We start from the raw sequence: 25,686 nt of genomic DNA on the forward strand, positions 1-25,686 counted from the left end.
CGGGGCGGTTCGTCCGCCCCACCGCTTTATCGCTTTATCTGTAGGAGCTGCCGAAGGCTGCGATCTTTTGATCTTGATCTTGATCTTGCTCTTGTTTCTAAAAAACCAGGATCAAAAGATCGCAGCCTTCGGCAGCTCCTACAGGGGATGTACTCAGCCTGATATTCCGCCAATTCCTATAACAAGAAACCGGAGAACCACTCATGTCGTTAAGCGTGTTCGACCTGTTCAAGATTGGCATCGGCCCTTCCAGCTCCCACACCGTCGGCCCGATGCGTGCCGCTGCGCGTTTCGCCGAAGGCCTGCGCCGCGATGACCTGCTGTCGGCCACCAGCACCGTCAAAGTCGAGCTGTACGGCTCGCTCGGTGCCACCGGCAAGGGTCACGGCAGCGACAAGGCCGTGCTGCTCGGTCTTGAGGGTGAACACCCGGACACCGTCGACACCGAAACCGTCGCCGCGCGCCTGCAGGACATTCGCGGCAATGGCCGGCTGAATCTGCTCGGCGAACACAGCATTGCCTTCAATGAGAAAGAACACCTGGCGATGATCCGCAAACCGTTGGCCTATCACCCCAACGGCATGATCTTTCGCGCATTCGATGCAGCCGGTATTCAGATCCGCAGCCGCGAGTACTACTCGGTCGGCGGTGGTTTCGTCGTCGATGAGGATGCCGCCGGCGCTGACCGCATTGTCGAAGACGCCACACCGCTGACCTTCCCGTTCAAAAGCGCCAAGGACTTGCTCGGCCATTGCGCCACCTACGGTCTGTCGATCAGCCAGGTGATGCTGACCAACGAAAGTGCCTGGCGCCCGGAGGCCGAGACCCGCGCCGGTCTGCTGAAAATCTGGCAAGTGATGCAGGACTGCGTCGCCGCGGGCTGTCGCAACGAAGGCATTCTGCCGGGCGGGCTGAAGGTCAAACGCCGGGCGGCGGCACTGCATCGACAGCTGTGCAAGAATCCGGAATCGTCGCTGCGCGATCCGCTGTCGGTGCTCGACTGGGTCAACCTCTACGCCCTCGCCGTCAATGAAGAAAACGCCAACGGCGGGCGCGTGGTTACCGCGCCGACCAACGGTGCGGCCGGGATTATTCCGGCGGTGCTGCATTACTACATGCGGTTTATCCCGGGTGCGAACGATGACGGCGTGGTGCGCTTTCTGCTGACCGCCGCCGCAATCGGCATTCTGTACAAGGAAAACGCCTCGATCTCCGGCGCTGAAGTCGGCTGTCAGGGCGAAGTCGGCGTGGCCTGCTCGATGGCCGCCGGCGCGTTGTGCGAAGTGCTCGGCGGCAGCGTGCAGCAAGTAGAGAACGCCGCGGAAATCGGCATGGAACACAACCTCGGCCTGACCTGCGACCCGATTGGCGGGCTGGTGCAGGTGCCGTGCATCGAGCGCAATGCCATGGGCTCGGTGAAAGCGATCAACGCAGTGCGCATGGCCATGCGCGGCGACGGGCAACACTTCGTCTCGCTCGACAAGGTCATCCGCACCATGCGCCAGACCGGCGCCGACATGAAAAGCAAATACAAGGAGACCGCCCGTGGCGGTCTGGCAGTCAACATTATCGAATGCTAATTAGTCCCCTCTTCCTCCGAGAGAGAGCTGGCATGAATCAAGGAGTCACGCATGTCCACCGAACAACTGTCGAAAACCCCGCTGCACGCTCTGCACCTCGAACTCGGCGCCCGCATGGTGCCGTTCGCCGGCTACGACATGCCGGTGCAATACCCGCTCGGCGTGATGAAGGAGCACCAACACACCCGTGAACAGGCCGGGCTGTTCGATGTCTCGCACATGGGCCAGATTCGCCTGACCGGCGCCAATGCCGCCAAGGCCCTGGAAACCCTGGTGCCGGTGGACATCATCGACCTGCCGGTGGGCATGCAGCGCTACGCGATGTTCACCAACGACAACGGCGGCATCCTCGACGACCTGATGGTCGCCAACCTCGGTAACGACGAGCTGTTTCTGGTGGTCAACGCCGCGTGCAAGGATCAGGACCTGGCGCATCTGCAAAAGCACATCGGTGATCAGTGCACCATTACGGAGCTGTTCGAAGCGCGCGCGTTGCTGGCGTTGCAAGGTCCGGCTGCAGTCACCGTCCTGGCGCGTCTTGCACCAGAGGTGGCGAAGATGACGTTCATGCAGTTCAACCGCGTGCAGCTGCTGGGCATCGATTGCTTCGTCAGCCGTTCGGGTTACACCGGTGAAGACGGTTTTGAGATTTCCGTACCGGCAGCCGATGCAGAAAAACTCGCCCGTACCCTGCTGGCCGAACCGGAAGTCCAGGCCATTGGCCTCGGCGCCCGCGACTCGCTGCGCCTGGAAGCCGGCTTGTGCCTGTACGGGCACGACATGAACACCGACACCACCCCCATCGAAGCCAGCCTGTTGTGGGCGATCTCCAAGCCACGCCGCGCCGACGGCGCGCGGGCCGGGGGTTTCCCGGGTGCAGAGCAAGTATTTGCTCAGCAGCAGAACGGCGTCGCGCGTAAACGCGTCGGCCTGCTGCCGCAGGAACGTACGCCAGTGCGTGAAGGTGCGGAAATCGTCAACGAAGCCGGCGAAATCATCGGCAGCGTATGCAGCGGTGGCTTTGGTCCGACCCTGGGCGGGCCGTTGGCGATGGGTTATCTCGACAGCGCTTATGTCGCACTGGGCACGCCAGTCTGGGCCATCGTTCGTGGGAAAAAGGTGCAAATGCTTGTAAGCAAAATGCCATTTGTTCCACAACGCTACTATCGTGGTTGATTGGCTGTTTCTATAAGTAACGCGATTGCGTTATGCGTGCACTAATGTGTAACGCAATCGCCACAAAAAAGTGCATTTTCTAACATCTGATTCGAATATGAACTTTGCTTATAACGATCGAAAACAATTGAACCCGGTGATCGTCTAAGCCAACACTAGTGAATTGACTAACTGCCAGTAAGCGCAGGAAAACCGGGCCTTCGCGGGGCTTGTTTTTTCTCCCGTAGTTGGCGTAGAGTTTGTCCACTGTGTTTGCATGGGTCAGCTTGGAATCGTGACCTGGGCAGTAGCCTACAAAGTTAGCTACATCCCGCTCGACGTCTTCTTACTCTCCTGCAACCAGCCCCAGTACTCTTTCATGAGAAAGAGACTGTCATCAATTTATGCGTCAAAGGAAATAAGAAATGTCGACACGTCAGAGCGGTACCGTCAAGTGGTTTAACGACGAGAAAGGTTTTGGTTTTATCACTCCAGAAAGCGGTCCGGATCTGTTCGTGCATTTCCGCGCCATTCAGGGCAACGGCTTCAAGAGCCTGAAAGAAGGCCAGAAAGTGACCTTCGTTGCTGTGCAAGGTCAGAAAGGCATGCAGGCTGACGAAGTCATCGCCGAAGCCTGATTTTCTGTCACAAAAAAGCCCCTGATATTGATATCAGGGGCTTTTTTGTGCGCGCGAATCCGTAAAATGACGCTTCATTTTGCGCCCAGAGGCTGCCATGTCGAAAAACCTGCTCACTCCCCAGGGCGACTTTCCTGCTGTTGGCCTTGGCCGGCGCCTGGCAGCAATGTTCTATGACTTCCTGCTGTGCACTGCCCTGCTGATCGTCACCGGCTTCGTCTACAAGTTGATCCAGGCAGCGATCATCGGTGAAGAACGCCTGCGTGCACTGACCGATGCCGGCAAGATGGATGGCGATCCGCTGTATTCCACGGTGCTGTTGCTGGTGCTGTTTGCGTTCTTCGCCAAGTTCTGGACGCACGGCGGGCAGACACTGGGCATGCAGGTGTGGGGGATTCGAGTGCAGAACGCCGATGGCAGCGCGATCAGCCTGTGGCAGGCCCTGCTGCGCTTCATGGTGTCGATCGCGTCGTGGCTGTGCGCAGGGCTTGGATTCTTCTGGTCACTGTATGACAAGCAGAAGCGCACCTGGCATGACATCTATTCCGATACCCGCGTGGTGCGGATCCCGAAGAAGACCAAATAATTTCCTGACACCGAATACCACTGTGGGAGCGAGCCTGCTCGCGAAAGCGTTGCATCAGCCGACATTTATGTTTGCTGATTCACCGCCTTCGCGAGCAGGCTCGCTCCCACAGGTTTTGGGGTGTTTCTGAAGGACCTCAGGCGTTACCCGCCAGCTTCATCCGCGCCGCCTGGGTGAAATCCAGCATGCGCTTCAATGGACGTATCGCCTGCGGAATCAGCGCCGGATCAACAAAGATCTCGTTCGTCCCTTCCTTCAGGCTCTTGAGCGTGCGCTCAAGGGTGTTCATGGCCATCCACGGGCAATGTGCGCAACTGCGGCAGGCGGCGCCGTTACCGGCGGTTGGCGCCTCGATGAAGACCTTGTCCGGGCACAACTGCTGCATCTTGTAAAAAATGCCGCGGTCGGTGGCGACGATCAGGGTCTTGTTCGGCAGGCTTTGCGCTGCAGCGATCAACTGACTGGTGGAACCGACGGCGTCGGCCAGCTCGATCACCGAGGTCGGCGACTCCGGGTGCACCAGAATCGCGGCGTCCGGGTACAACGCCTTCATGTCTTCCAGCTGCTTGGACTTGAACTCTTCGTGGACGATGCACGCACCGTCCCACAGCAGCATGTCGGCGCCGGTCTTGCGCTGAATATAAGTGCCCAGGTGCTTGTCCGGGCCCCAGATGATGGTCTCGCCGTTGTCCATCAGGCTTTCGACGATCTCCAGCGCACAGCTCGACGTCACCACCCAGTCAGCACGGGCTTTGACTGCGGCTGAAGTGTTGGCGTACACCACCACCGTGCGCTCCGGGTGCTGATCGCAGAACGCCGAGAACTCGTCCACCGGGCAACCCAGGTCCAGCGAGCAGGTCGCGTCCAGGGTCGGCATCAGCACACGTTTTTCCGGGTTGAGGATCTTCGCGGTCTCGCCCATGAACTTCACACCGGCGACCACCACGGTCTTGGCCGGGTGAGCGTTGCCGAAGCGCGCCATTTCGAGGGAGTCGGACACACAGCCGCCGGTTTCTTCGGCCAGGGCCTGAATCACCGGATCGCAATAGAAGTGGGCCACCAGCACCGCGTCCTGAGCCTTGAGCTCGGCGGCGATGGCAGAACGGTAGTAGGCCTCTTCCTCGGCAGTCAGCGGTTTGGGCTGCTTGGCATCGAGGTGGGCTTGAACCAGAAGGCGTTCGGAAATCTGCGTCATGTTCGCAAGACCTGCAGGCGCATTCGCGCGAAAGTCGAGTATACACCCGGCTCCGGACCACTTGAGGGTACCGCCGGGAGAGTGAGTATTATCAGGCACGGACAGCATTGAAGCTGCGCAAGGCTACAGAATATCCCGTTGATACAAAAGATGATTCTGACCTGTGTCAGCGCAGGCAATGATGAAAGGAGCGGTGCCTGATTCGCAGGCAAAAAAAAACCCGGAAATCCTCACTTTCGTGGGCCTTCCGGATTTTCTAAACCGCCAAATATGGTGGGTCGTGTGGGATTCGAACCTACGACCAATTGGTTAAAAGCCAACTGCTCTACCAACTGAGCTAACGACCCGCTGTGTGGTGGCGCGTATAATACTGATTTTTAAGGACTATTCAACACCTTTTTGAAAAAAATCAAAAATAAGGTGTTGGATCGCTTACACCGGCCGCTGCGAAGCCCTCTGCACGCAGGCGGCAGCTGTCGCATTTGCCGCACGCACGGCCGTCATCGTCCGCCTGATAGCAGGAAACGGTCAGGCCGTAATCGACGCCCAGCTTCACGCCCGCCTGGACGATCTGCGCCTTGCTCAGGTTCTGCAGCGGCGCCTGGATACGGAAACCGTTGCCTTCCACGCCCGCCTTGGTTGCCAGGTTGGCCATGCGCTCGAACGATTCAATGAACTCGGGACGGCAATCCGGGTAACCGGAATAGTCCACCGCGTTGACACCGATAAAGATGTCACGCGCGCCGAGTACTTCGGCCCAGCCCAGTGCCAGTGACAGAAACACCGTGTTGCGCGCCGGCACGTAGGTCACCGGGATGCCCTCGCCCAGTTCTTCCGGGATGTCGATGCTGGTGTCGGTCAGCGCCGAGCCGCCCATGCCGTTGAGGTTCAGGCCGATCACTTTGTGCTCGACCACGCCCAGATCGCGAGCGACGCGCGCGGCAGCATGCAGCTCCGCATGAGAGCGCTGGCCGTAATCGAAACTCATGGTGTAGCAGGCGTAACCTTCAGCCCGGGCCATCGCGACCACAGTGGCCGAATCGAGGCCCCCCGACAGCAGGATGACCGCACGTTTTTCGTGAGTGTTCAGTTGTTCAGTCATATCAGCGCCCCGGCTCGTCATTCCATAGATATTTATGCAACTGCAATTGCAACCGCACCGGCAGGTTGTCTGCCACCACCCAGTCCGCCAGATCCCTGGCATTGAGGTCATGATGACTTGGGGAAAACAGCACTTCACCCGCACGGCGATCAAGACCGTACTGGATCAGCTTCGAGACCGCCCAGTCATAGTCGTCCCGCGAACAGATGACAAACTTCACCTGATCGTTGGGCGTCAACAGTTCGATGTTTTCGTAGCGGTTGCGGTGCGCCTCTTTGGAATCCGGCGTCTTCAGGTCGACCACGCGACTGACGCGCGAATCCACCGCCGAGATATCGAGCGCGCCACTGGTTTCCAGTGACACTTCATAACCGGCATCGCACAGCTGCTTGAGCAAAGGGATGGCATTGGGCTGCGCCAGCGGTTCACCGCCGGTCACACAGACGTAGCGTGGGCGAAACCCGGCCACTTGTTCAAGGATATCGTCGAGGGTGCGGATCGTGCCGCCGCTGAATGCATAGGCGCTGTCGCAGTATTGGCAACGCAATGGGCAACCAGTCAGGCGCACAAAAACCGTGGGCAGCCCGGCAGTCCGCGTTTCCCCCTGCAACGAGTAGAAAACTTCGGTAATTCTCAATGTGTCTTGCATAGTCGCCACGGGCGTAACAGCTAAACAGGCTGTCCGCCTCCGTCAGGCACTTCCGGCAACCCCGCCAACGCGTAGATCACCAGAAGCGTGTTTCAGAAAAAGGGCATGAATTCTAACGAAAAAACCCGCGACAAGCGCGGGTTTCTTCCAAACGGGTCAAACACACTTACATGCGTTGCAGATCGCGTTGGGCCAACTGAGCAGCGGAGGTCCCCGGGTATTGGGAAACCACCTGTTGCAGAATGCCTTTGACCTTGTCGGTATGACCGAGGCGGCGTTCTACGTCAGCCAGCTTGTACAGCGAATCTGGCACTTTGGCGTGCTTGGGATAGAGCTGTGAAACCTTGGCAAAAGCCTGACCCGCACCTTGCAGATCGCCCTTGGCCAGGTTCACTTCGCCCAACCAGTACTGGGCATTGCCCGCATATTGACTGTTCGGGTATTTGCGCAGGAATGCCGAGAAAGCCTGGCTGGCCTTGTCGAAATCCTTGGCTTTGATCAGGTCGAAAGCCGCATCGTAATACAGCTTTTCCTTGGCCGGATCACCCGGTTCGCTACTGGCAGCAGGTGCCTGGGCAGCAGCCCCGGCGCCAGCGGCAGCACCGGCAGCAGCACTTGCATCGCCACCGGCAGAAGAATTCTCAGGAGTCGCGGCAGGTGCAACACCGGATCCTATGCGCCGATCAAGATCCTGGTATCGCTCCAGGGATTCCTGTTTCATGCGCGCAACCTGATTCTGCAGTTCTTCGATCACACCTTGCTGGCGCGATATCTGATCCTGCATCTGTTGCAGTTGGTTGAACAGCATGCCCTGTGCCGAGGCAGGGGCCGAAGCCGCTCCCCCGGCATAGGCGCCGTTCGTACCGTAACCCGCAGGCGGATAACTGCTCCCGCTATTGTTATAACCGGAGTTGTCATCGACCACAGGAACCGCAGCCCACGCCGCAAGCGGCGCGAGGCTGAGAGCCAGAACAGTTACAGCACGACGGCACGTTCGCATATCGAATTACTTACGCAGTTCGACGCGACGGTTTTGAGCCCAGGACTGCTCGTCGTTGCCGGTAGCAACTGGACGCTCTTCGCCGTAGGAAACCAGTTCCAGCTGAGCTGGGGAAACACCTTGCAGTACCAGGTAGCGCTGAACGGCTTTCGCACGACGCTCGCCCAGTGCCATGTTGTACTCACGAGTACCACGTTCGTCGGTGTTGCCTTCCAGAACAACGCGAGCGCCGTTTGCTTTCAGGTCTTTGGCGTGAACGTCCAGAGCGCGCATGGCTTCTGGCTTCAGGTCCGAGCTGTCGTATTCGAAGTAGAAGGTGGTGATTGCGCGCAGAGCAGCTTCTTCGCTCAGGGAACCGTCAACGGCACCAGTGTTTGCGCCGTAACCAGCGTTTGGATCAACAGCGCCTTCACCGGCGTTGTCGCCGCCTTTGGACGAGCAACCTACAGCTACAGCCATGGCCAGAGCCAGCGCAGCAAATTTACCAAACTTCAGCATTTCCATCGTGAAACTCCTAATGAACCCCAGTGTGTTAAGTAAAACGTAAAGCGCCGCGTCAGTTCAGGTAAGGGGACCAGGACGGTTCTCTGACTTCGCCTTGTGCGGTAGGAAGCGGGAGCCTCACGCGTCCATTAATGGACACGAGCATCAAGACTCCCCGGCCCTGCTGGCGGGTGGCGTAGATTACCATGGTGCCGTTGGGCGCAACAGTGGGTGACTCGTCCAGAGTGCTATCAGTGAGGATCTTTACACTGCCTCGCTGCAAATCCTGGGCCGCCACCTTGAAATTGGTGAAACCGTCCTGGCGATGGATCATCACCAGGGTCTTTTCATCAGCCGAAAGCTTCGGGTTGGCGTTGTAGTTGCCAATGAAGGTTACACGCTCGGCACCACCGCCGCTGGCGCTGGTTTTGTAGATCTGCGGCTTGCCGCCACGGTCCGAGGTGAAGTAGATGGTCGAACCATCCTTGCCCCAGTACGGTTCGGTGTTGATGCCAGGGCCTGCCGTCACACGAGTGATCTGACGCGAACCCAGGTTCATCACATAGATGTCCGGGTTGCCGTCTTTCGACAGTACGAACGCCAGGCGATTGCCATCCGGCGACCAGGCTGGCGCGCCGTTCAGGCCTTCGAAATTGGTGATCTGCTCACGGCGACCGGTGTCGATGTTCTGCATGAAGATCCGCGGACGCTTCTGCTCGAACGACACGTAGGCGATGCGCTTGCCATCCGGTGCGAAACGCGGCGACAGGATCGGCTCGCGCGATTGCAGCAGAGTCACGGCACGGGCACCGTCGTAGTCCGAACGCTGCAGGGTGTAGCGAGTGTTCTTCTCGGAGAAACGCTCGGCTGTCACGTACAGCAGACGGGTCGAAAACGCACCTTTGATACCGGTGAGTTTTTCGAACGACTGGTCCGAGATGAAGTGCGCCATGTCACGCAGTTGCTCGGTGGTACCGGAAACACTGCCGTCAGCCACTTTCTGCTCGGTGGCCACGTTGAACAGTGCCCACTGCACCTGCAGACGACCGCCCGCTGGCGCAATGCTGCCGACCATCATGTATTGAGCGCCCACCGCCTTCCAGTCACGGAAGATGATTTCGCTCGGCTGGCTTGGCTGGCTGATCATGTTTTGCTTTGGAATCGGCGAGTAGTAGCCCGAGTTCCGCAAATCGTTACCAATGATTTCAGCCATGTCGTCCGGCAACACGGCACCGCCCTGCATGCCGAACGGTACGACGGCAATCGGGGTGGCCCGATCGCTGCCGCTGGTGACCAGAATGTTCTTTTCATCAGCCATCGCGATCCCTGCCATGCAGCAGATCACGACCAGCATTCCTCGAAGAAGGTTTCTCACAAGGCTAGATCCTCAGGTGTGAATGTCATCTTGAATGAACGATACGGAGCGAAATCGCTCGGCTTCATTCCCTGCATTTCCGTCAAACGTCCAATATTCTTCACTGCCGCGACTGCCGAAGCATCGAACGGACCGTCGCCACTGGATTTGGCCACGCTGACCGAAGTCACCGTACCGTCCGGCAACATGCCGATTTGCAGCACGACCGTCATGCCTTTGCGTGCCGAAGGAGGACGCGCCCAGCCTTCCGCTGCCCGTGCACGAATCAGGTCATCGAAACTGCCCGCGACTTCATCACCCTGCTCATCGGCCAAGGCCTGCTGACGCTGTGGCGTATCGGAAAGCAAATCTGCCAGGGCCTGAGCCTTTTTCTCTTCGGCGGATTTACGTGCCGCTTCCTGCGATTTTTTCTTCGCAGCATCGGCAGCAGCTTTCTTCTTCGCTTCGTCGGCGACTTTCTTCTTCGCCTCTTCAGCTTCAGCTTTTTTCTTGGCGTCTTCGGCGGCTTTCTTCTTCGCGTCTTCGACGATCTTCTTCTTGGCTTCTTCAGCGGCCGCTTTCTTGGCCTCTTCTTCAGCCGCCTTCTTGGCTTCTTCTTCGGCTTTCTTCTTGGCTATATCAGCCAATTGTTTCTCTTCTGCCTTCTTGGCCTCGGCTTTTTTCGCATCGTCGGCTTTCTTGGCTTCATCAGCCTTTTTCGCCTCGTCCGCTTTCTTCGCCTCGTCGGCCTTCTTGGCTTCCTCGGCCTTTTGAGCCGCTTCTTCTTTCTTTTGTTCCGCAGCCTTCACCGCTTCCTGCTCGACCTTTTTCTGCTCCATCTGCTCGACTTCGGTCTGGCGCGCGGCGGATTTCTTCGCCTCACCCGCAATCTTCTGATTGGTCTGGGTGGTTGCCTGACTTTTCGATTTCAGCTGGTACAGGGTCGCCTGGACAATCGGCTTGGCCGGCGGCAACTCGGGTGTGAAGGCGAAACTGACGAACAGCATGCCGAACACCAGCACGTGCAGGACAATCGCCAGAACACTGGGCCAGAAGTAGCTTTCCGAGGCGGACGGCTCTCGCTGTTGCTGCATCAGGGGGCCTCGGTAATCAAACCAACATTACCGACCCCGGCTTTCTGCAACCCGCCCATGGCACCCATGACGGCACCGTAGTCGACCGACTTGTCGCCACGGATAAAGACCTGGGTACGCTTGCCGCCTTCGGTGCCGGCGCGGATGATCTTGGTCACTGCGTCAGTCATCTGTGGCAACGTCATTGCCCTGTCCTGCTGCTTTTCAGTATCGACTTCGCTGCCAAGGTTCCAGTAGTAGGTCTTGTCAGCCTTGATCGAAATGGTCAGCACCTGAGTGTTGTTGTCCTGCGGCAAGGCTTCGCTGGAAACCTTGGGCAGATCCACTTTCACGCCCTGATTGAGCATCGGCGCGGTCACCATGAAGATAACCAGCAGCACCAGCATCACGTCGATGTATGGCACCACGTTCATCTCGGCGACCGGCTTGCGCTTGTTTCGGGCTCGAGCGATTAAAGCCATCGGGAAATACCTGCTTATTCTTCGCTGGTGTGCACTTTGCGGTGCAGGATCGCCTGGAATTCATCGGCGAAGGTGTAGTAGCGGCTCAGCAAGGTTTCGCTGCGGGCAGAGAAACGGTTGTAAGCGATAACGGCCGGGATCGCGGCGAACAGGCCGATCGCGGTGGCGATCAGGGCTTCGGCAATACCCGGGGCCACGGTGGCCAGGGTCGCCTGCTGGGCACTGGCCAGACCACGGAAGGAGTTCATGATGCCCCACACGGTACCGAACAGACCGATGTACGGGCTGACCGAACCCACGGTGGCGAGAAACGGCAGGCTCTGCTCCAGCTTCTCTTCCTCGCGGGAGATGGCAACACGCATGGCACGGGCCACGCCTTCCATCACCGCTTCCGGATCGACGCCTGGCTGCTGACGCAGACGGGAGAATTCCTTGAAGCCGGCACGGAAGATCTGCTCCACACCCGAATCCGGATCCGGGTTGCTGCCGGCCTGACGGTACAGCTTGGACAGGTCGATACCCGACCAGAAGCGCTCTTCAAAGCTCTCCAGGGCGCGTCGACCGGCGCGCAGCAGATTGCTGCGCTGAAAGATCATGATCCATGAGGTCACCGATGCGGCCACCAGGGTCAACATTACCAACTGCACCACGATGCTGGCATTGCTGACCAGGCTCCACATGGAGGAATGGTCGACGACGTTAGCTTCCACGCTTTATCTCCTGCTTTGAGTGTGTACCCGTGCCGCCCGCGTCGGCAAAGGCCGTACGCAAGGATTCGGGCATGGCCCGGGGTTTCAAACTGTCGGTGCGCACGCAGGCCACCAGAAACTGCCCTTCACAGAGCAGCACATTATCCGTGGCCCGCCTGACCTGCTGTTTGAAGCGCAGGCTGGCACGGTTCAATTCGATTACATCAGCGCTTACCAGCAGTTCGTCGTCCAGTCGCGCCGGCGCGTGGTAGCGCGCTTCGCTGGAATGCACGACAAACAACAGGTCCTCTCCGGCCAGTTCCGACTGGGCAAAGCCCAGCGTCCGGAGCCGCTCGGTTCGAGCCCGTTCCATAAACTTGAGGTAATTAACGTAATACACGATGCCGCCCGCATCGGTGTCCTCGTAATAAACGCGACAACGATGTGCGAACGGCTCAAGCCCGTTTTGCGCGCGCATACTCTAGTGCTTACTCCTCGGGTTGCCAATCCGGCCAGGCAACTGTTTTTTCAGTGTTTAAGGCTTTACCGCAAAAGTACCGTCCTGTGACAGTACAAACGCTGAATAAATCGCCAAAAAATGTGTATCAATCGTCCACGGCATCGAGAAACTCGTCTGCCACGGGCATCTCGCCCATTCGTGACGGAATGTTTAAACCGAAATGCAGGTACGCATGCCGTGTCACCACCCTGCCCCGTGGCGTACGCATGATGTAGCCCTGTTGAATCAGGTACGGCTCCAGCACGTCCTCGATGGTGTGGCGCTCTTCACTGATCGCCGCCGCCAGACTGTCGATGCCCACCGGACCGCCATCGAACTTCTCGATCATGGTCAGCAGCAAGCGCCGGTCCTGGTGATCGAAACCGTGTTCGTCGACGTCCAGCAGGTTCAACGCCAGATCGGCCACCGACTTGGTGATGTGGCCCTTGGCCCGCACTTCGGCAAAATCGCGTACCCGCCGCAGCAGACGGTTGGCGATCCGCGGCGTACCGCGGGCACGACGAGCAATTTCAAAAGAGCCTTCCGGATCCAGCGGCAGTCCGAGAATAGACGCCGAACGACTGACAATCGTCGCCAGATCCGCCGTGCTGTAGAACTCAAGACGCTGGACGATACCGAAGCGGTCACGCAACGGATTGGTCAGCATGCCGGCACGGGTTGTGGCGCCCACGAGAGTGAACGGTGGCAGATCAAGCTTGATCGAGCGTGCCGCCGGCCCTTCGCCGATCATGATGTCGAGCTGGAAATCTTCCATCGCCGGGTACAGCACTTCTTCAACGATGGGCGACAGACGATGGATTTCATCGATGAACAACACGTCGTGTGGTTCAAGATTGGTCAGCAGAGCCGCCAGATCGCCCGGACGCTCAAGTACCGGGCCGGACGTGCTCTTGATCGACACGCCCATTTCCTCGGCGATGATGTTGGCCAGCGTGGTTTTACCCAGCCCCGGCGGGCCGAAAATCAGCGTGTGGTCGAGGGATTCACTACGGCCACGCGCCGCCTGGATGAACAGTTCCATCTGCTCGCGCACGGTCGGCTGGCCAATATAGTCGGCCAGACTGACCGGGCGGATGGCCCGATCCTGGACTTCTTCGCGCTCGCGCGGACTGTGCGCGGCGGCGATCAGACGATCAGCTTCAATCACTTAAATCATTCCCTTCAGGGCGCGGCGGATCAGGTCTTCACTGCTCAAATTCTTGTCCTTGATGGCGGTAATCGCCTTGCTCGCTTCCTGCGGCTTGTAGCCCAGGGAAATCAGCGCACTGACGGCATCGTTCTCGGCAGTGTTGACCGGCGCCGGGCCGTCCGGCTGGTTCGGCACCAGAGCGAACATGGCTGGCGAGGTTTCCCAGGCCTTGAAGCGATCCTTGAGTTCGACCAACAGGCGCTCAGCGGTTTTCTTGCCAACACCGGGCACCTTGGTCAACGCCGAGGTATCCTGCGATTGCACGCAGCGGATCAGCTCATCGACTTCCAGACTCGACATCAGGGCCAGGGCCAGTTTCGGCCCGACACCATTGAGACGGATCAGCTCACGAAAAAAGTCTCGCTCACGCTTGCCGGCGAAACCATAGAGTAACTGCGCGTCTTCGCGTACGACCAAATGGGTGTGCAGCGTCAGCGGTTCACCGACCGACGGCAGACGATAAAGGGTGGTCATGGGCACTTCCAGCTCATACCCGAGGCCGTTTACATCCAGAATCAGGTGCGGCGGCTGTTTCTCAGCCAGGGTGCCGCGCAAGCGTCCAATCACGTTTCAGATCCTTGAGCGTTGGCCAGCCGTGGGCTGGCGACAGATGGAAGGCGGGAATCGGGCCGACGACCCAGGCGCGAAATCCGCATTCCGCAAAAATGATTGCTGATGCTATCAGAGACGCAGGCGCCCGCCACGACTGCGTGCGGTTCCCAAACCATGCGGCAGCAGACTGGAACGGGTATGTGCGTGACAAATGGCAATGGCCAGGGCATCCGAGGCATCGATCTGCGGCTTGCTGGTCAGCTTGAGCATGTGCATGACCATCATCTGCACCTGTTCTTTATTGGCCGCGCCGGTGCCGACCACGGCTTGCTTGACCTGAGTCGCGGTGTACTCGGCAATCTCCAGGCTCTCCTCGGCGCCGGCCACAATGGCGGCGCCGCGAGCCTGCCCGAGCTTGAGCGCGGAATCAGCGTTTTTCGCCATGAACACTTTTTCGATGCCCATGGTCACCGGGCCATAGGTCTGAATGATTTCACGCACGCCGCGATAAACGATCTGCAGCCGCTCATGCAGCTCGCCGGCGCCGGTACGGATGCAGCCCGAGGCCACATAGATGCAGCCGCCACGTCCGGTATCGCGAACAATCCCGTAACCGGTGATGCGCGAGCCGGGGTCGATACCCAGAATTAATGTCATAACGCCTGCAGAAATTGATGCGAAAGCTGAGGGTACATCCAGGAGCTGCCGAAGGCTGCGATCTTTTGATCTTTTAAAAGCAGAAAGATCGCAGCCTTCGGCAGCTCCTACAGGTGAATTGTAGAGCCATCAAAAACTGCGACCTTTCTATTTTGCGTCAACCGAGCTGAGCCGCCACGTCTTCCGGAATGTCCGCGTTGGAATAGACGTTCTGCACGTCATCCAGATCCTCAAGCATGTCGATCAGCTTGAGCACCTTCTCCGCGCCTTCCAGATCCAGTTCGGCGCTGGTGGTCGGCTGCATGACGATTTCCGCGTCGTCGCCCTTGAACCCGGCCGCTTCCAGCGCGTTACGCACGGCATAGAAGCTGGTGAACGAGGTGAACACGTCGATCGAGCCGTCTTCATGGCTGACCACGTCGTCGGCATCGGCTTCCAGCGCCGCTTCGGTCAAAGCGTCTTCATCGACGCCCGGGGCGAAGCTGATCTGACCCTTGCGCTCGAACAGGTACGCGACCGACCCGTCGGTGCCGAGGTTGCCGCCGCATTTGCTGAATGCATGGCGGACGGCTGCAGCGGTGCGGTTGCGGTTGTCGGTCATGCATTCGACCATCACCGCCACGCCACCCGGACCGTAACCTTCATAGGTCAGCTCTTCAACGTTGTCCGCTTCGGTCGCACCGGCGCCACGCGCCACGGCGCGGTCGATGATGTCGCGGCTCATGTTCGCGCCGAGGGCCTTGTCCAGAGCCAGACGCAGACGCGGGTTGGAACCCGGATCGCCGCCGCCCTGACGGGCCGCAACAGTCAGTTCACGGATCCACTTGGTGAAGATCTTGCCTCTCTTGGCATCCTGACGTTCTTTGCGGTGCTTGATGTTCGCCCACTTGGAATGACCTGCCATAACTCGCTCCGAATTCTCTTGAAACGTTGCCCGCCCTGCTCACGCAGAGGCCAGCCAACAAAAAATCTCGACCTGCTCTCTATAGAAAGAAAAAAGGCGCATCCGAAGATGCGCCTTCAGGCCCGTCTTACTCAGCCTTTGGCGTTTCGCGCAAACGAATGTGCAGCTCGCGCAGTGCCTTGGCATCCACCACACCCGGCGCTTGCGTCATGACGTCCGCAGCACTCTGGGTTTTCGGGAAGGCGATCACTTCACGGATCGACTGGGCGCCGGTCATCAGCATCACCAGACGGTCCAGACCGAAGGCCAGACCACCGTGCGGCGGCGCACCGTACTTCAGCGCGTCGAGCAGGAAGCCGAACTTCTCTTCCTGTTCCGCTTCGTTGATGCCCAGCAGGCGGAACACCGCTTGCTGCATTTCCTTGCGGTGGATACGGATCGAACCGCCACCCAGCTCGGTGCCGTTCAGTACCATGTCGTAGGCACGGGACAGAGCGCCAGCCGGATTGGCTTCCAGCTCTTCAGGCGAGCACTTCGGCGCAGTGAACGGGTGGTGCAGCGCCGAGAAGCTGCCGTCGTCGTTTTCTTCGAACATCGGGAAGTCGACGACCCACATTGGCGCCCACTTGCAGGTCAACAGGTCGAGGTCGTGGCCCAGCTTGATACGCAGCGCGCCCAGGGCTTCGCTGACGATCTTGGCCTTGTCGGCGCCGAAGAACACGATGTCGCCGTCAACTGCACCAACGCGATCAAGGATCACGTTCAGGTTGGCTTCAGGGATGTTTTTCACGATCGGCGATTGCAGACCGTCAACACCGGCAGCGCGCTCGTTGACCTTGATGTACGCCAGGCCCTTGGCACCGTAGATGCCGACGAACTTGGTGTAGTCGTCGATCTGCTTGCGCGGCATGCTCGCCCCGCCTGGAACACGCAGTGCAGCGATACGGCATTTCGGATCGTTGGCCGGGCCGCTGAAGACCTTGAATTCGACTTCCTTGAGCTGATCGGCAACGTCGACCAGCTCCAGCGGGTTACGCAGGTCCGGCTTGTCGGAACCGTAACGACGCATGGCTTCTTCGAAGGTCATGTGCGGGAATTCGCCGAATTCCAGATCCAGCACTTCCTTGAACAGGTTGCGGATCATGCCTTCGGTCAGGCCCATGATGTCTTTTTCGTCGAGGAAGCTGGTCTCGATGTCGATCTGAGTGAACTCAGGCTGACGGTCGGCACGCAGGTCTTCGTCGCGGAAGCACTTGGCGATCTGGTAGTAACGGTCGAAACCGGCAACCATCAGCAGTTGCTTGAACAACTGAGGCGATTGCGGCAAGGCGAAGAAGGAACCGGCGTGGGTACGGCTCGGCACCAGGTAGTCGCGAGCACCTTCCGGGGTCGCGCGGGTCAGGATCGGCGTCTCCACGTCGAGGAAGCCGTTCTCGTCGAGGAAGCGACGGATGCTGGTAGTCATACGCGAACGCAGACGCAGCTTCTCGGCCATTTCCGGACGACGCAGATCGAGGAAGCGGTAGCGCAGACGGGTTTCTTCGCCGACGTCGGAGTATTCGTTGAGCGGGAACGGCGGGGTTTCCGCTTCGTTCAGCACTTCCAGCTCGTAGCCCAGCACTTCGATCATGCCCGACGCCATGTTGGCGTTGGTTGCCCCGGCCGGACGCAGACGTACCTTGCCGGTGATCTTCACCACGTACTCGCTGCGCACGCGATCGGCGGCGGCGAAGCTTTCGGCGCGATCCGGATCGAACACCACCTGCGCCAGACCATCACGATCACGGATATCGAGGAAAATCACCCCGCCGTGGTCGCGACGACGGTGAACCCATCCGCAAAGGGTAATTTCCTGGCCTTCCAGGCTTTCGTTCAGTTGGCCGCAATAATGGCTGCGCATCATGGTAGTGGTTTCGCTTCTCGTAATTCGAAATTCGGTGGAGATCCCGTCGCACTCAAGCACTGCGGAATCTCACGCGTGTCGTTCGACCTGGGCCTGAACCCTAGTCAGATTTGTCGCCACCGGCCAGATTCTTCTTGGCTCCGGTCTTGAAATCGGTCTCGTACCAACCGCTGCCGCTGAGGCGGAAACCCGGCATGGACAGCTGTTTTTTGAGCTCTGGCGCCTGACAGGCAGGGCAGTCGACCAGCGGTGCCTCGCTGATCTTTTGAATGGCTTCCAACTGATGACCACAGGAAGCACATTGGTAATCGTACATCGGCATGGGGGTGTCTCGGCGATCAGATTGCCACCGCGCGCAGGGCTTTGCGGCGAAAGAGCGGGATTATATCCATTAAATGCGGGCTGTGCAGCCGTAAGACTGCACAGCCCGCCACGTCATTTCAAGTATTGGTCGTTCCGGGCATGACGGCCGCCGGGGTATCCCGCAGACCATTCATCACACACACCACCCGCACCAGACCGCTGAAGTTTTTGACCCCGCCGTGGCGCAGGTGCACTTCACGGTCCACATGTGACAGCAGCGTGCTGACCGAACAGCCGTTGTGCCCGGCCATGTCACCAAGAATGTTCCAGTAAACCTGCTCGAGCCTCAAGCAAGTGGCAAACCCGTTCAAACGCACTGACCTTGCCAGCGGCCGGATCAACTCAAAATCAAAATCGCCGACAAACGGATCGACCTTCATTTCCCGTTGCGAACCGACATGCTCGCATCGCCTGTCTCCACCTACCATATCGCTGACACTCCTTTGCCATCGCTGCTTGTAATAAAGACAACATCCTGTGCCTTCATAAAAACGCAGACGCAAAGTCAGCGCCAGATGACTAGTTGCCCAGCAACGTAGGATAAGCCGACATGTTCAGTAAGATTTGAAACAGCACGCGGACATCCCCCCGGACATCCGCGCAAAGGCTTGTCAGGTCTCAAGCAACGCGCGCAGCATCCATGCGGTCTTCTCATGCACCTGCATGCGCTGGGTCAGCAAGTCGGCTGTCGGCTCGTCACTGACCTTGTCCAGCAGCGGGAAGATCCCGCGAGCGGTGCGAGTCACGGCCTCTTGGCCCTCGACCAACTGCTTGATCATGTCCTCGGCGCTTGGCACCCCGACTTCCTCTTTAATGGAGGAGAGTCGCGCGTAAGTCGCGTAGGCACCCGGCGCCGGAAAACCCAGGGCCCGGATACGCTCGGCGATCAGATCCACCGCCAGCGCCAGCTCGTTGTATTGTTCTTCGAACATCAGATGCAGGGTCCTGAACATGGGACCCGTGACGTTCCAATGGAAGTTATGGGTTTTCAGATACAGCACATAGGTGTCCGACAACAACCGCGACAGCCCCTCGACGATGGACTTGCGGTCTTCTTCACTGATACCGATATCGATTGCCATGCTTACCCCCTAAGGCGATTGAATTCATCCAACAGGTGCAGACCCACTCTAGCAAGGCAGCCGCGACCTCGCAGCCGGCAATTTTCGCTAGCCGTGCGACAAATCGACCGGGCAGGTGCCGCTGGCCGGGGTGATTTGAGTCGCTGCAGGCTTTGCTGTTAAATAGGCAGTGTGTCGCCATGCCCCATTTTTCGGGGCCTCGCGCATAGGCTGATGCCGGGCACGTGTCCAACGCCTCTTTATTGTTTCCGAAGCGAACCGTGCGCCTTCAGCTCTTCCTTGTGAGCCGTCATAACGTGAGCCAATCAAAATGTTGAAAATCGTCCACCTGCTAATGGGCGCAGCGGCCTTGCTGCTGTCGTTCATACCCAGCTTGAAAGCCGAAGCCGTTCCTTACCTGCAACAACCCGATGCACTTTATCTGGCCCTTTTCGGCCTGCTGAACCTGGTCATCGCTCCTGTAATTCCTTACTGGAACAAAGGCCCGCGCCAGCATTTGCAAAATCTGGTCAGCGCTCTTCTCGTGCTGACTGTCGTCCTGCAAACCCTGACTCTGATTGCACCGATGCCTGTCATCGCCGGTCAACCGGCCGTGTTGTTCAGCCTGGTGATTGCACTGATTGCCGTGATCCTGCATCTGGCCATCAGCTTCTACAAGTCTTCACCGGCCGCCGCACCGACTACCTATGACATGAGCAACCGCGATACCGGTACCGTCAAGTGGTTCAACACCTCCAAAGGCTTCGGCTTCATCTCCCGGGATTCCGGCGATGATATTTTCGTGCACTTTCGTGCAATCCGTGGCGAAGGCCACCGCGTCCTGGTTGAAGGCCAACGCGTGGAGTTCTCGGTGATGAACCGGGACAAAGGCCTGCAAGCCGAGGACGTGATCGCCGCCCTGCCGCGTCGCTGATTCGAGGCAACAAAAAACCGCGAGCAGCCACGCTGCTCGCGGTTTTTTTACGCCTGCACAAATGTGTTGGCATCAGTAATGCGGCGGTGGCGCTTCTTCCTCGAAAGAGTCGAACTGCCCAACCATCTCTTCCTGACGCTTGATCAGAGCCGCCATCTGCAGTTGCAGGCGTTCGATCACGCGCTGCTGCGCCACCAGCTCATCGTTCAACGCCTGAATGGTGTCATCCTGAAACGCCAGGCGGCTTTCCAGATCGGTAACGCGTTCTTCAAGGTTCATGGTTCAACCCTCCAGAAACGTGAAGTCTTCGGTCAGCACCAGATGCAGCCGTTCACGAATGCCCGCAACCTCTTCGGCGCTGTAGGGTCTTGCCGGGTGTTTACCCCAGACCGGCGCCGGCCATGCCGCGTCATCACGCTTGCGCACGATCACATGCATGTGCAACTGGCTGACAACGTTGCCCAGCGTCGCAACGTTCAACTTGTCGGCGTCGAACAGATCCTTCAGCAGCTCGGCCAGCGCCGTGGTCTCCTGCCACAACTGCTGCTGATCGGCGACATCCAACTGAAACAACTCGCTGATATCGTCGCGACGTGGCACCAGGATGAACCACGGGTAATTGGCATCGTTGGACAGCAGCAGCCGGCAGAGCGGGAAGTCACCGATGGTCAGGGTGTCCTGTTGAAGTCGTGAATCTAAAGCAAACACTGCGTGCACTCCCGGCTGATCGACATAATTCAGCTTAGCGGCCGTGAAAGACAGGCGACACACCAAGCGACAGGCAGGCAGCATACCTGCGAATCCATCAGGCTTCACGAGCGCCGTGGCCGCCCAGGCCATCAAAGCCCAGGCAAGGGACATTTGCAGAGACCGCGCACCATTACAGCGCCAGGACGGTGCCCGGACACGGGCAAACACCCGAAATGGGCAGGTCCAATCGACAGCAGGCTCGTCACAAGCTGTATGAATCCGGTACAGCCTGTAAATTTTTTGCACCAAAACCGCACAGTGCGTCTACGCTCAGTGCGTCGGGCATCCGCCAAATACTCACTGACGGGGTGAACCGGTAACGTTTTTGGTTGTCATGGCCCCACGCGAACCTGACAACACGATGCAAAGGTATGCGTCAAGCCCCTGATACAAAAGGGCTTGAACCCCCGTTTTTATGCGGTTTTTACAGTGAAAGGCGGGTGTGCAGAAAAATAAACGTGGCAACCCTGCACTTTGTGCACGCTTGTTGCATTAAGACACACATGGCCTATAAGCGCACCACGGGAAGTGGCAGCTTGAGACCAAACAAATACGGTGGCAGGGTTGCCCCAATGGAGATTCAAGTGTTTTGCCAGGGACTCTTTTTTACCGATGCAAAAAGGCCCAGAAACAGCGATAAAGTTGTCAGCCCGGCTGCATGGGTAACGTGAATTTGCGACATCAACCCAGCTGTTTGCGACGTCGTCGTAAAGATCATGAAAGGTTGTATGAGCAAGTATCGCCAACATTGTCGGCGTGATATAAGTTTGCGCCGACACAAAAAGAAAGAGCCGCCCAGATAATAAAACAGGTGGGACGGCAGTACTCTTCTAAAACCAAAGGAGCAAATCACGATGCGCGTGATGAAGTGGAGCACAATCGCACTGGCAGTTGCAGCAGCAGCCAGCACTCAGTTGGCTACGGCCGCCCCGTTTGTTAGTGACCAGGCAGAAGCCAAAGGTTTCGTTGAAGACGCAAAACTCACCGAAACGTTGAAGAACTACTACTTCAACCGCGACAACAAGAACGGCGGCCACGACCAGAAAGACTGGACTCAGGGCTTTCTCGGTAACTTCACTTCCGGTTACACCCAAGGCACCGTAGGCGTCGGTATCGATGCATTCGGTTACCTGGCGGTCAAACTGGATGGCGGTGATGGTACTTCCGGCACCGGTAACATGAGCCGTAGCGACACCGTCAAAGCCAACGGTTATGCACACGACGTTAACGACAGCCAAGGCAAAGCCGGCGCAGCCGTTAAATTCCGCATCTCCAAAACCGAGCTGAAATTTGGCGACATGCAGCCAAGCACCGCTCCGGTATTCGCTGTTGGCGGCTCCCGTATCCTTCCGCAAACCGCCACTGGCTTCCAGTTGCAGAGCAGCGAAGTCAAAGACCTTGACCTCGAAGCCGGTCACTTCTACTCGGCCACCAGCCAGGACAAAAACGCTCGTGAAGGCGGCCTTTACGCCACTTACGCGGGTGTTGAGGCCAAAAACATCGACTACTTCGGTGGCAAATACGGCATCACTGACAACCTGACTGCCTCGCTGTACGGCGCCAAGCTGGAAGACATCTGGAACCAGTACTACGCCAACGTGAACCTCACCACCCCATTCGGTGGCGACACTTCGCTGAATACTGACTTCAACATCTACCGCACCACCGACACCGGCAGCGCCAAAGCGGGCGACATCAGCAACACCGCCTTCTCGCTGGCAACCGCCCTGTCGTTCCTGAAGGCACACACCTTCACCCTGGCCTTCCAGAAGGTCAACGGCGACACTCCGTTCGACTACATCGGCGTAGGCAAGAACAACCGTGGTGGCGACTCGATCTTCCTCGCCAACTCCATCCAGTACTCCGACTTCAACGGTGCAGGCGAGAAATCCCTGCAAGCCCGTTACGACCTGAAAATGGCCGAGTACGGCGTTCCTGGCCTGAGCTTCATGGTTCGTTACGTTAAAGGTTGGGATATCGACGGTACCCACACTCCAGCAGGTAGCGCTTACGCCGGCCTGTACGGTGAAGACGGTAAACACCACGAAACCAACTTCGAAGCCAAGTACGTTGTTCAGTCTGGCCCAGCGAAAGACCTGTCCTTCCGCATCCGTCAAGCCTGGCACGTTGCTAACGCTGACGAAGGCGAAGGCGACGTTAAAGAGTTCCGCCTGATCACCGAATACCCGCTGAACATCCTGTAATTGTCAGTGGTTAGTTTGGAAGCATAAAAAAAGGCCCATCTTCGGATGGGCCTTTTTTATTGCCTGTCACTTGTCATAAATGCCTGACCAACAAGTCAGGCATTTAATTAGCAACCTATCATTGTGTAGCTGTTTCCTGAACCACACGAATCACCCGCTGTGGAAACGGAATATCAATACCGGCCGCCTTCAAACGATCACGCGACTGTTCGTTAAACATGAACATCACGTCCCAGTAGTCTGCAGTTTTAACCCATACACGCAGGGAAACAGTGATCGAACTGTCACCCAGCGTCGAAATGACCGCTTGTGGCGCAGGGTCCTGCAATACGCGCTCATCCTTGGCCAGATCCAGCAGCACCTGACGGGCTTTCTGCAGATCCGCTTCGTAATCCACACCCACGTCGAACACCACCTTGCGGGTTGGCTGACGGTTGGTGTTGGTGATGATGCCGTTCGACAGATTGCCGTTCGGGACGATGATGGTCTTGTTGTCACCGGTACGCAGCACGGTGTGGAAAATCTGGATGCTGTCGACAGTACCCGCCACGCCTTGCGCTTCGATCCAGTCGCCGATACGGAACGGACGGAACAGCAGAATCAGCACGCCGCCAGCGAAGTTAGCCAGGCTGCCCTGCAACGCCAGACCGATGGCCAGGCCGGCAGCACCGATCGCGGCCACGAACGAGGTGGTTTCCACGCCGATCATCGAGGCGACGCTGACGATCAGCAGCACCTTGAGGATGATGTTCGCCAGGCTGCTGATAAAGCCTTGCAGCGCCAGGTCGGCATTACGCAGCGCAAGCAGACCGCCGAGCTTTTGCGTGACCTTGTTGATCAACCACCAGCCAATGGCCAGGGTAATCACCGCCAGCAACACACGGCTGCCGTATTCCATGATCATCGGAATCCACGCCTGGGACGCCTTGACCAGGTTGTCTACCTCAGCATTCAAATCCATCTTCCATCTCCTGATGTCCGGCTACCCGGGCTGTAAAAAATCAGCGGCAGAAAGACCGAGTCCATTGAGGCTCAATCGTTTCTGCCGTTGTTGGGGCCTCGGACGCTGAAAACGCCGAGAGGTTCCGCATGGGGACGCTTAGTCGCGGAAGTTGTTGAACTGCAGCGGCATGCCGAATTCCTTGGCGCGCAGGGCTGCGATGGCTTCCTGCAGGTCATCGCGTTTCTTGCCGGTCACACGCACCTGTTCGCCCTGAATGGCGGCCTGCACCTTGAGCTTGGCATCCTTGATGTGCGCGACGATTTTCTTCGCCAGCTCCTTGTCGATGCCTTCCTTGAGGATCGCGTCCTGCTTCATCAGCTTGCCCGAGGCGTAAGCGTCTTTGACTTCAAGGCACTGCACATCGATCTTGCGCTTGGTCAGGGCCAGCTTCAGGATCTCGATCATCGCTTCCAGCTGGAACCCGGCTTCAGCGGTGAGGTTGACGGTCAGGTCCTTTTCCTTGAACTCGAAGCTGCCTTTGCCTTTCAGGTCATAGCGACGATCGAGTTCCTTCACGGCGTTCTCGACCGCGTTGGTCAGCTCGTGTTTGTCCAGTTCGGATACCACGTCGAACGACGGCATGTAGTCTCTCCAATAAAAAGGCGCGCTCGATCAGGAGGGAGCGCGCTTGGCTTGCGGTTAAAATCCGGCTCATTATAACGGGTCTTTTCCCACCGATACGGCGAGCCTTGCATGCCAGTACCTTACCGAGTGAAAAACTGATGTCCACCCCCTGGCACGTTCTCGGCGCCGGCAGCCTCGGCACCCTCTGGGCCACGCGTCTGGCCCGCGCGGGTCTGCCGGTGCGGCTGATCGTGCGTGATGCCGAACGTTTGCGCAGCTATCAGGCGGCCGGCGGGCTGACCCTGGTCGAGCACGGCGCAGCCACCACCTATGCGGTCCCCGCGCAAACGGCAGCTGACCCGGAGCGGATCCGTCGCCTGCTGGTCGCCTGCAAAGCCTATGACGCCGAAAGCGCGGTCGCCCGCCTCGCCCCGCGCCTGAGCGCAGATGCCGAGCTGATCCTGCTGCAGAACGGCCTCGGCAGTCAGGACGCGGTCGCAACGGTGGTTCCGCAAGCACGCTGCATCAGCGCCTCCAGCACCGAAGGCGCGTTCCGCGACGGCGACTGGCGCGTGGTGTTTGCCGGTCACGGTTTCACCTGGCTGGGCGATGCCGGTCATCCGGTGGCGCCGATCTGGCTGGACGACCTGCAAGCGGCGAACATCCCCCATGAATGGAGCACCGACATCCTCACCCGGCTGTGGCGCAAACTGGCGCTCAATTGCGCGATCAATCCACTGACCGTGCTTCACGATTGCCGTAACGGCGGACTGGAGCAGCATCAATGCGAAGTCGCCACGCTGTGCGCGGAACTGGCCGAGTTGCTGGAGCGTTGCGGTCAACCGGCAGCCGCGCTCGATCTGCAGCAGGAAGTCGAGCGGGTGATCCATGCCACAGCGGCCAACTACTCGTCGATGTATCAGGACGTGGCGAACCGGCGCCGCACCGAAATCAGCTACCTGCTGGGCCACGCCTGCAAAGTCGCCACCCGTCATCAACTGAACCTGCCGCACCTCACGCAATTGCAGCAGCGTCTGGTCGAGCATCTGCGCAGCCTTGGATTGCCCAGCGACTGAGCAGCGGCTACGCTGGCCAC

General features: G+C 58.5%; 29 protein-coding genes and 1 tRNA gene. 7 read left to right on the forward strand and 23 right to left on the reverse strand.

Going from position 1 to position 25,686, the window contains the following annotated elements; all coding sequences use genetic code 11:
- Window positions 1-203: 203 nt before the first annotated feature.
- From HXW87_RS25610 to HXW87_RS25625, 4 genes are all read left to right on the forward strand, one after another.
- On the forward strand, window positions 204-1,580 hold the full coding sequence (locus HXW87_RS25610) for an L-serine ammonia-lyase (protein ID WP_047296024.1): 1,377 nt from the start codon (window positions 204-206) through the stop codon (window positions 1,578-1,580).
- Window positions 1,581-1,631: 51 nt separating this feature from the next.
- Window positions 1,632-2,756, forward strand: coding sequence for a glycine cleavage system aminomethyltransferase GcvT (gene gcvT / locus HXW87_RS25615; RefSeq protein ID WP_182402181.1), 1,125 nt, complete (start codon window positions 1,632-1,634; stop codon window positions 2,754-2,756).
- Between the two features lie 404 nt (window positions 2,757-3,160).
- The gene (locus HXW87_RS25620; RefSeq protein WP_007951194.1) at window positions 3,161-3,373 is read left to right on the forward strand and encodes a cold-shock protein; all 213 of its coding nucleotides are present in this window, start codon (window positions 3,161-3,163) and stop codon (window positions 3,371-3,373) included.
- A gap of 97 nt (window positions 3,374-3,470) precedes the next feature.
- On the forward strand, window positions 3,471-3,959 hold the full coding sequence (locus tag HXW87_RS25625; RefSeq protein ID WP_047296028.1) for an RDD family protein: 489 nt from the start codon (window positions 3,471-3,473) through the stop codon (window positions 3,957-3,959).
- 136 nt (window positions 3,960-4,095) lie between these two features.
- On the opposite strand, the gene nadA is transcribed toward HXW87_RS25625, so the two are convergent.
- The 19 genes from nadA to HXW87_RS25720 all read right to left on the reverse strand — a co-directional run bounded on the left by nadA (window position 4,096) and on the right by HXW87_RS25720 (window position 19,156).
- Window positions 4,096-5,154, reverse strand: a complete 1,059-nt coding sequence (nadA, locus tag HXW87_RS25630) for a quinolinate synthase NadA (protein WP_003227499.1) — start codon at window positions 5,152-5,154, stop codon at window positions 4,096-4,098.
- Between the two features lie 271 nt (window positions 5,155-5,425).
- Window positions 5,426-5,501, reverse strand: a tRNA-Lys gene (locus tag HXW87_RS25635).
- A 62-nt stretch (window positions 5,502-5,563) separates the two neighbouring features.
- Window positions 5,564-6,256: a 7-cyano-7-deazaguanine synthase QueC gene (queC, locus tag HXW87_RS25640; RefSeq protein WP_047296030.1), complete on the reverse strand. Its 693-nt coding sequence runs from the start codon at window positions 6,254-6,256 to the stop codon at window positions 5,564-5,566.
- Between the two features lies 1 nt (window position 6,257).
- Window positions 6,258-6,905 carry a 7-carboxy-7-deazaguanine synthase QueE gene (gene queE, locus HXW87_RS25645; RefSeq protein ID WP_047296033.1) on the reverse strand — a complete coding sequence of 216 codons (648 nt, stop codon included), beginning with the start codon at window positions 6,903-6,905 and terminating at the stop codon, window positions 6,258-6,260.
- Between the two features lie 166 nt (window positions 6,906-7,071).
- The gene (ybgF, locus tag HXW87_RS25650) at window positions 7,072-7,905 is read right to left on the reverse strand and encodes a tol-pal system protein YbgF (protein ID WP_097085952.1); all 834 of its coding nucleotides are present in this window, start codon (window positions 7,903-7,905) and stop codon (window positions 7,072-7,074) included.
- A 6-nt stretch (window positions 7,906-7,911) separates the two neighbouring features.
- On the reverse strand, window positions 7,912-8,409 hold the full coding sequence (pal, locus tag HXW87_RS25655) for a peptidoglycan-associated lipoprotein Pal (protein ID WP_003178634.1): 498 nt from the start codon (window positions 8,407-8,409) through the stop codon (window positions 7,912-7,914).
- Window positions 8,410-8,461: 52 nt separating this feature from the next.
- Window positions 8,462-9,742, reverse strand: coding sequence for a Tol-Pal system beta propeller repeat protein TolB (gene tolB, locus HXW87_RS25660; protein WP_164747834.1), 1,281 nt, complete (start codon window positions 9,740-9,742; stop codon window positions 8,462-8,464).
- A 17-nt stretch (window positions 9,743-9,759) separates the two neighbouring features.
- Window positions 9,760-10,836 (reverse strand): cell envelope integrity protein TolA, encoded by a 1,077-nt coding sequence (gene tolA / locus HXW87_RS25665; protein ID WP_041068568.1) that lies wholly within the window; start codon window positions 10,834-10,836, stop codon window positions 9,760-9,762.
- Entirely contained in the window at window positions 10,836-11,288 is a 453-nt protein-coding gene (tolR, locus tag HXW87_RS25670; RefSeq protein ID WP_161794900.1) for a protein TolR, read from the reverse strand. The genes tolA and tolR overlap by 1 nt, the downstream gene beginning before the upstream one ends.
- 23 nt (window positions 11,289-11,311) lie before the next feature.
- A complete protein-coding gene (gene tolQ, locus HXW87_RS25675) occupies window positions 11,312-12,007 on the reverse strand; it encodes a protein TolQ (protein WP_007912733.1) in 696 nt (231 codons plus the stop codon).
- Window positions 11,997-12,464, reverse strand: coding sequence for a tol-pal system-associated acyl-CoA thioesterase (gene ybgC / locus HXW87_RS25680; protein WP_095668474.1), 468 nt, complete (start codon window positions 12,462-12,464; stop codon window positions 11,997-11,999). Before ybgC ends, tolQ begins: the two co-directional genes overlap by 11 nt.
- 127 nt (window positions 12,465-12,591) lie before the next feature.
- Complete coding sequence (gene ruvB / locus HXW87_RS25685) at window positions 12,592-13,653, reverse strand: Holliday junction branch migration DNA helicase RuvB (protein WP_041068559.1); 1,062 nt, start codon at window positions 13,651-13,653, stop codon at window positions 12,592-12,594.
- A complete protein-coding gene (ruvA, locus tag HXW87_RS25690; RefSeq protein ID WP_003227522.1) occupies window positions 13,654-14,262 on the reverse strand; it encodes a Holliday junction branch migration protein RuvA in 609 nt (202 codons plus the stop codon).
- Window positions 14,263-14,376: 114 nt separating this feature from the next.
- On the reverse strand, window positions 14,377-14,904 hold the full coding sequence (ruvC, locus tag HXW87_RS25695) for a crossover junction endodeoxyribonuclease RuvC (RefSeq protein ID WP_007951206.1): 528 nt from the start codon (window positions 14,902-14,904) through the stop codon (window positions 14,377-14,379).
- A gap of 157 nt (window positions 14,905-15,061) precedes the next feature.
- On the reverse strand, window positions 15,062-15,808 hold the full coding sequence (locus HXW87_RS25700; protein ID WP_003227527.1) for a YebC/PmpR family DNA-binding transcriptional regulator: 747 nt from the start codon (window positions 15,806-15,808) through the stop codon (window positions 15,062-15,064).
- A gap of 127 nt (window positions 15,809-15,935) precedes the next feature.
- Window positions 15,936-17,711, reverse strand: a complete 1,776-nt coding sequence (aspS, locus tag HXW87_RS25705; protein ID WP_095668473.1) for an aspartate--tRNA ligase — start codon at window positions 17,709-17,711, stop codon at window positions 15,936-15,938.
- Between the two features lie 100 nt (window positions 17,712-17,811).
- Window positions 17,812-18,033: a zinc ribbon domain-containing protein gene (locus tag HXW87_RS25710; RefSeq protein WP_003227532.1), complete on the reverse strand. Its 222-nt coding sequence runs from the start codon at window positions 18,031-18,033 to the stop codon at window positions 17,812-17,814.
- Window positions 18,034-18,151: 118 nt separating this feature from the next.
- Window positions 18,152-18,502 carry a ribbon-helix-helix domain-containing protein gene (locus HXW87_RS25715; protein WP_047296052.1) on the reverse strand — a complete coding sequence of 117 codons (351 nt, stop codon included), beginning with the start codon at window positions 18,500-18,502 and terminating at the stop codon, window positions 18,152-18,154.
- 183 nt (window positions 18,503-18,685) lie between these two features.
- Entirely contained in the window at window positions 18,686-19,156 is a 471-nt protein-coding gene (locus tag HXW87_RS25720) for a Dps family protein (protein WP_003227537.1), read from the reverse strand.
- A 310-nt stretch (window positions 19,157-19,466) separates the two neighbouring features.
- Between HXW87_RS25720 and HXW87_RS29530 the strand changes: the two genes are divergently transcribed.
- Window positions 19,467-20,069 carry a cold-shock protein gene (locus HXW87_RS29530; RefSeq protein WP_131671156.1) on the forward strand — a complete coding sequence of 201 codons (603 nt, stop codon included), beginning with the start codon at window positions 19,467-19,469 and terminating at the stop codon, window positions 20,067-20,069.
- A gap of 72 nt (window positions 20,070-20,141) precedes the next feature.
- Here the strand turns inward: HXW87_RS29530 and HXW87_RS25730 are convergent, their stop codons facing one another.
- Both HXW87_RS25730 and HXW87_RS25735 read right to left on the reverse strand, forming a co-directional pair.
- Window positions 20,142-20,348 carry a SlyX family protein gene (locus tag HXW87_RS25730; RefSeq protein ID WP_131671155.1) on the reverse strand — a complete coding sequence of 69 codons (207 nt, stop codon included), beginning with the start codon at window positions 20,346-20,348 and terminating at the stop codon, window positions 20,142-20,144.
- A gap of 3 nt (window positions 20,349-20,351) precedes the next feature.
- Entirely contained in the window at window positions 20,352-20,777 is a 426-nt protein-coding gene (locus HXW87_RS25735) for an HIT domain-containing protein (protein ID WP_239777964.1), read from the reverse strand.
- 896 nt (window positions 20,778-21,673) lie between these two features.
- Here HXW87_RS25735 and HXW87_RS25740 point away from each other — a divergent pair.
- Window positions 21,674-23,023, forward strand: coding sequence for an OprD family porin (locus HXW87_RS25740; protein WP_041068541.1), 1,350 nt, complete (start codon window positions 21,674-21,676; stop codon window positions 23,021-23,023).
- Between the two features lie 118 nt (window positions 23,024-23,141).
- On the opposite strand, the gene HXW87_RS25745 is transcribed toward HXW87_RS25740, so the two are convergent.
- Together HXW87_RS25745 and HXW87_RS25750 are read right to left on the reverse strand one after the other, a co-directional pair.
- Window positions 23,142-23,984: a mechanosensitive ion channel domain-containing protein gene (locus tag HXW87_RS25745; protein ID WP_047296061.1), complete on the reverse strand. Its 843-nt coding sequence runs from the start codon at window positions 23,982-23,984 to the stop codon at window positions 23,142-23,144.
- Between the two features lie 138 nt (window positions 23,985-24,122).
- Window positions 24,123-24,608 (reverse strand): YajQ family cyclic di-GMP-binding protein, encoded by a 486-nt coding sequence (locus HXW87_RS25750; protein WP_003227548.1) that lies wholly within the window; start codon window positions 24,606-24,608, stop codon window positions 24,123-24,125.
- Window positions 24,609-24,748: 140 nt separating this feature from the next.
- Between HXW87_RS25750 and HXW87_RS25755 the strand changes: the two genes are divergently transcribed.
- Entirely contained in the window at window positions 24,749-25,666 is a 918-nt protein-coding gene (locus tag HXW87_RS25755; protein ID WP_239777965.1) for a putative 2-dehydropantoate 2-reductase, read from the forward strand.
- The last annotated feature ends 20 nt before the right edge of the window (window positions 25,667-25,686 follow it).

The organism is Pseudomonas sp. Y5-11 (genome assembly GCF_022368695.1).
Lineage (GTDB): Bacteria > Pseudomonadota > Gammaproteobacteria > Pseudomonadales > Pseudomonadaceae > Aquipseudomonas > Aquipseudomonas parakoreensis.

What these genes read in the sequence shown, in the direction of transcription:
- HXW87_RS25610 (WP_047296024.1), top strand. Translation starts at nt 204, where the DNA reads ATGTCGTTAAGCGTGTTCGACCTGTTCAAGATTGGCATCGGCCCTTCC.
- gcvT (WP_182402181.1), top strand. Translation starts at nt 1,632, where the DNA reads ATGTCCACCGAACAACTGTCGAAAACCCCGCTGCACGCTCTGCACCTC.
- HXW87_RS25620 (WP_007951194.1), top strand. Translation starts at nt 3,161, where the DNA reads ATGTCGACACGTCAGAGCGGTACCGTCAAGTGGTTTAACGACGAGAAA.
- HXW87_RS25625 (WP_047296028.1), top strand. Translation starts at nt 3,471, where the DNA reads ATGTCGAAAAACCTGCTCACTCCCCAGGGCGACTTTCCTGCTGTTGGC.
- nadA (WP_003227499.1), bottom strand. Translation starts at nt 5,154, where the DNA reads ATGACGCAGATTTCCGAACGCCTTCTGGTTCAAGCCCACCTCGATGCC.
- queC (WP_047296030.1), bottom strand. Translation starts at nt 6,256, where the DNA reads ATGACTGAACAACTGAACACTCACGAAAAACGTGCGGTCATCCTGCTG.
- queE (WP_047296033.1), bottom strand. Translation starts at nt 6,905, where the DNA reads ATGCAAGACACATTGAGAATTACCGAAGTTTTCTACTCGTTGCAGGGG.
- ybgF (WP_097085952.1), bottom strand. Translation starts at nt 7,905, where the DNA reads ATGCGAACGTGCCGTCGTGCTGTAACTGTTCTGGCTCTCAGCCTCGCG.
- pal (WP_003178634.1), bottom strand. Translation starts at nt 8,409, where the DNA reads ATGGAAATGCTGAAGTTTGGTAAATTTGCTGCGCTGGCTCTGGCCATG.
- tolB (WP_164747834.1), bottom strand. Translation starts at nt 9,742, where the DNA reads ATGCTGGTCGTGATCTGCTGCATGGCAGGGATCGCGATGGCTGATGAA.
- tolA (WP_041068568.1), bottom strand. Translation starts at nt 10,836, where the DNA reads ATGCAGCAACAGCGAGAGCCGTCCGCCTCGGAAAGCTACTTCTGGCCC.
- ybgC (WP_095668474.1), bottom strand. Translation starts at nt 12,464, where the DNA reads ATGCGCGCGCAAAACGGGCTTGAGCCGTTCGCACATCGTTGTCGCGTT.
- ruvC (WP_007951206.1), bottom strand. Translation starts at nt 14,904, where the DNA reads ATGACATTAATTCTGGGTATCGACCCCGGCTCGCGCATCACCGGTTAC.
- HXW87_RS25700 (WP_003227527.1), bottom strand. Translation starts at nt 15,808, where the DNA reads ATGGCAGGTCATTCCAAGTGGGCGAACATCAAGCACCGCAAAGAACGT.
- aspS (WP_095668473.1), bottom strand. Translation starts at nt 17,711, where the DNA reads ATGATGCGCAGCCATTATTGCGGCCAACTGAACGAAAGCCTGGAAGGC.
- HXW87_RS25710 (WP_003227532.1), bottom strand. Translation starts at nt 18,033, where the DNA reads ATGCCGATGTACGATTACCAATGTGCTTCCTGTGGTCATCAGTTGGAA.
- HXW87_RS25715 (WP_047296052.1), bottom strand. Translation starts at nt 18,502, where the DNA reads ATGGTAGGTGGAGACAGGCGATGCGAGCATGTCGGTTCGCAACGGGAA.
- HXW87_RS25720 (WP_003227537.1), bottom strand. Translation starts at nt 19,156, where the DNA reads ATGGCAATCGATATCGGTATCAGTGAAGAAGACCGCAAGTCCATCGTC.
- HXW87_RS29530 (WP_131671156.1), top strand. Translation starts at nt 19,467, where the DNA reads ATGTTGAAAATCGTCCACCTGCTAATGGGCGCAGCGGCCTTGCTGCTG.
- HXW87_RS25730 (WP_131671155.1), bottom strand. Translation starts at nt 20,348, where the DNA reads ATGAACCTTGAAGAACGCGTTACCGATCTGGAAAGCCGCCTGGCGTTT.
- HXW87_RS25740 (WP_041068541.1), top strand. Translation starts at nt 21,674, where the DNA reads ATGCGCGTGATGAAGTGGAGCACAATCGCACTGGCAGTTGCAGCAGCA.
- HXW87_RS25745 (WP_047296061.1), bottom strand. Translation starts at nt 23,984, where the DNA reads ATGGATTTGAATGCTGAGGTAGACAACCTGGTCAAGGCGTCCCAGGCG.
- HXW87_RS25750 (WP_003227548.1), bottom strand. Translation starts at nt 24,608, where the DNA reads ATGCCGTCGTTCGACGTGGTATCCGAACTGGACAAACACGAGCTGACC.
- HXW87_RS25755 (WP_239777965.1), top strand. Translation starts at nt 24,749, where the DNA reads ATGTCCACCCCCTGGCACGTTCTCGGCGCCGGCAGCCTCGGCACCCTC.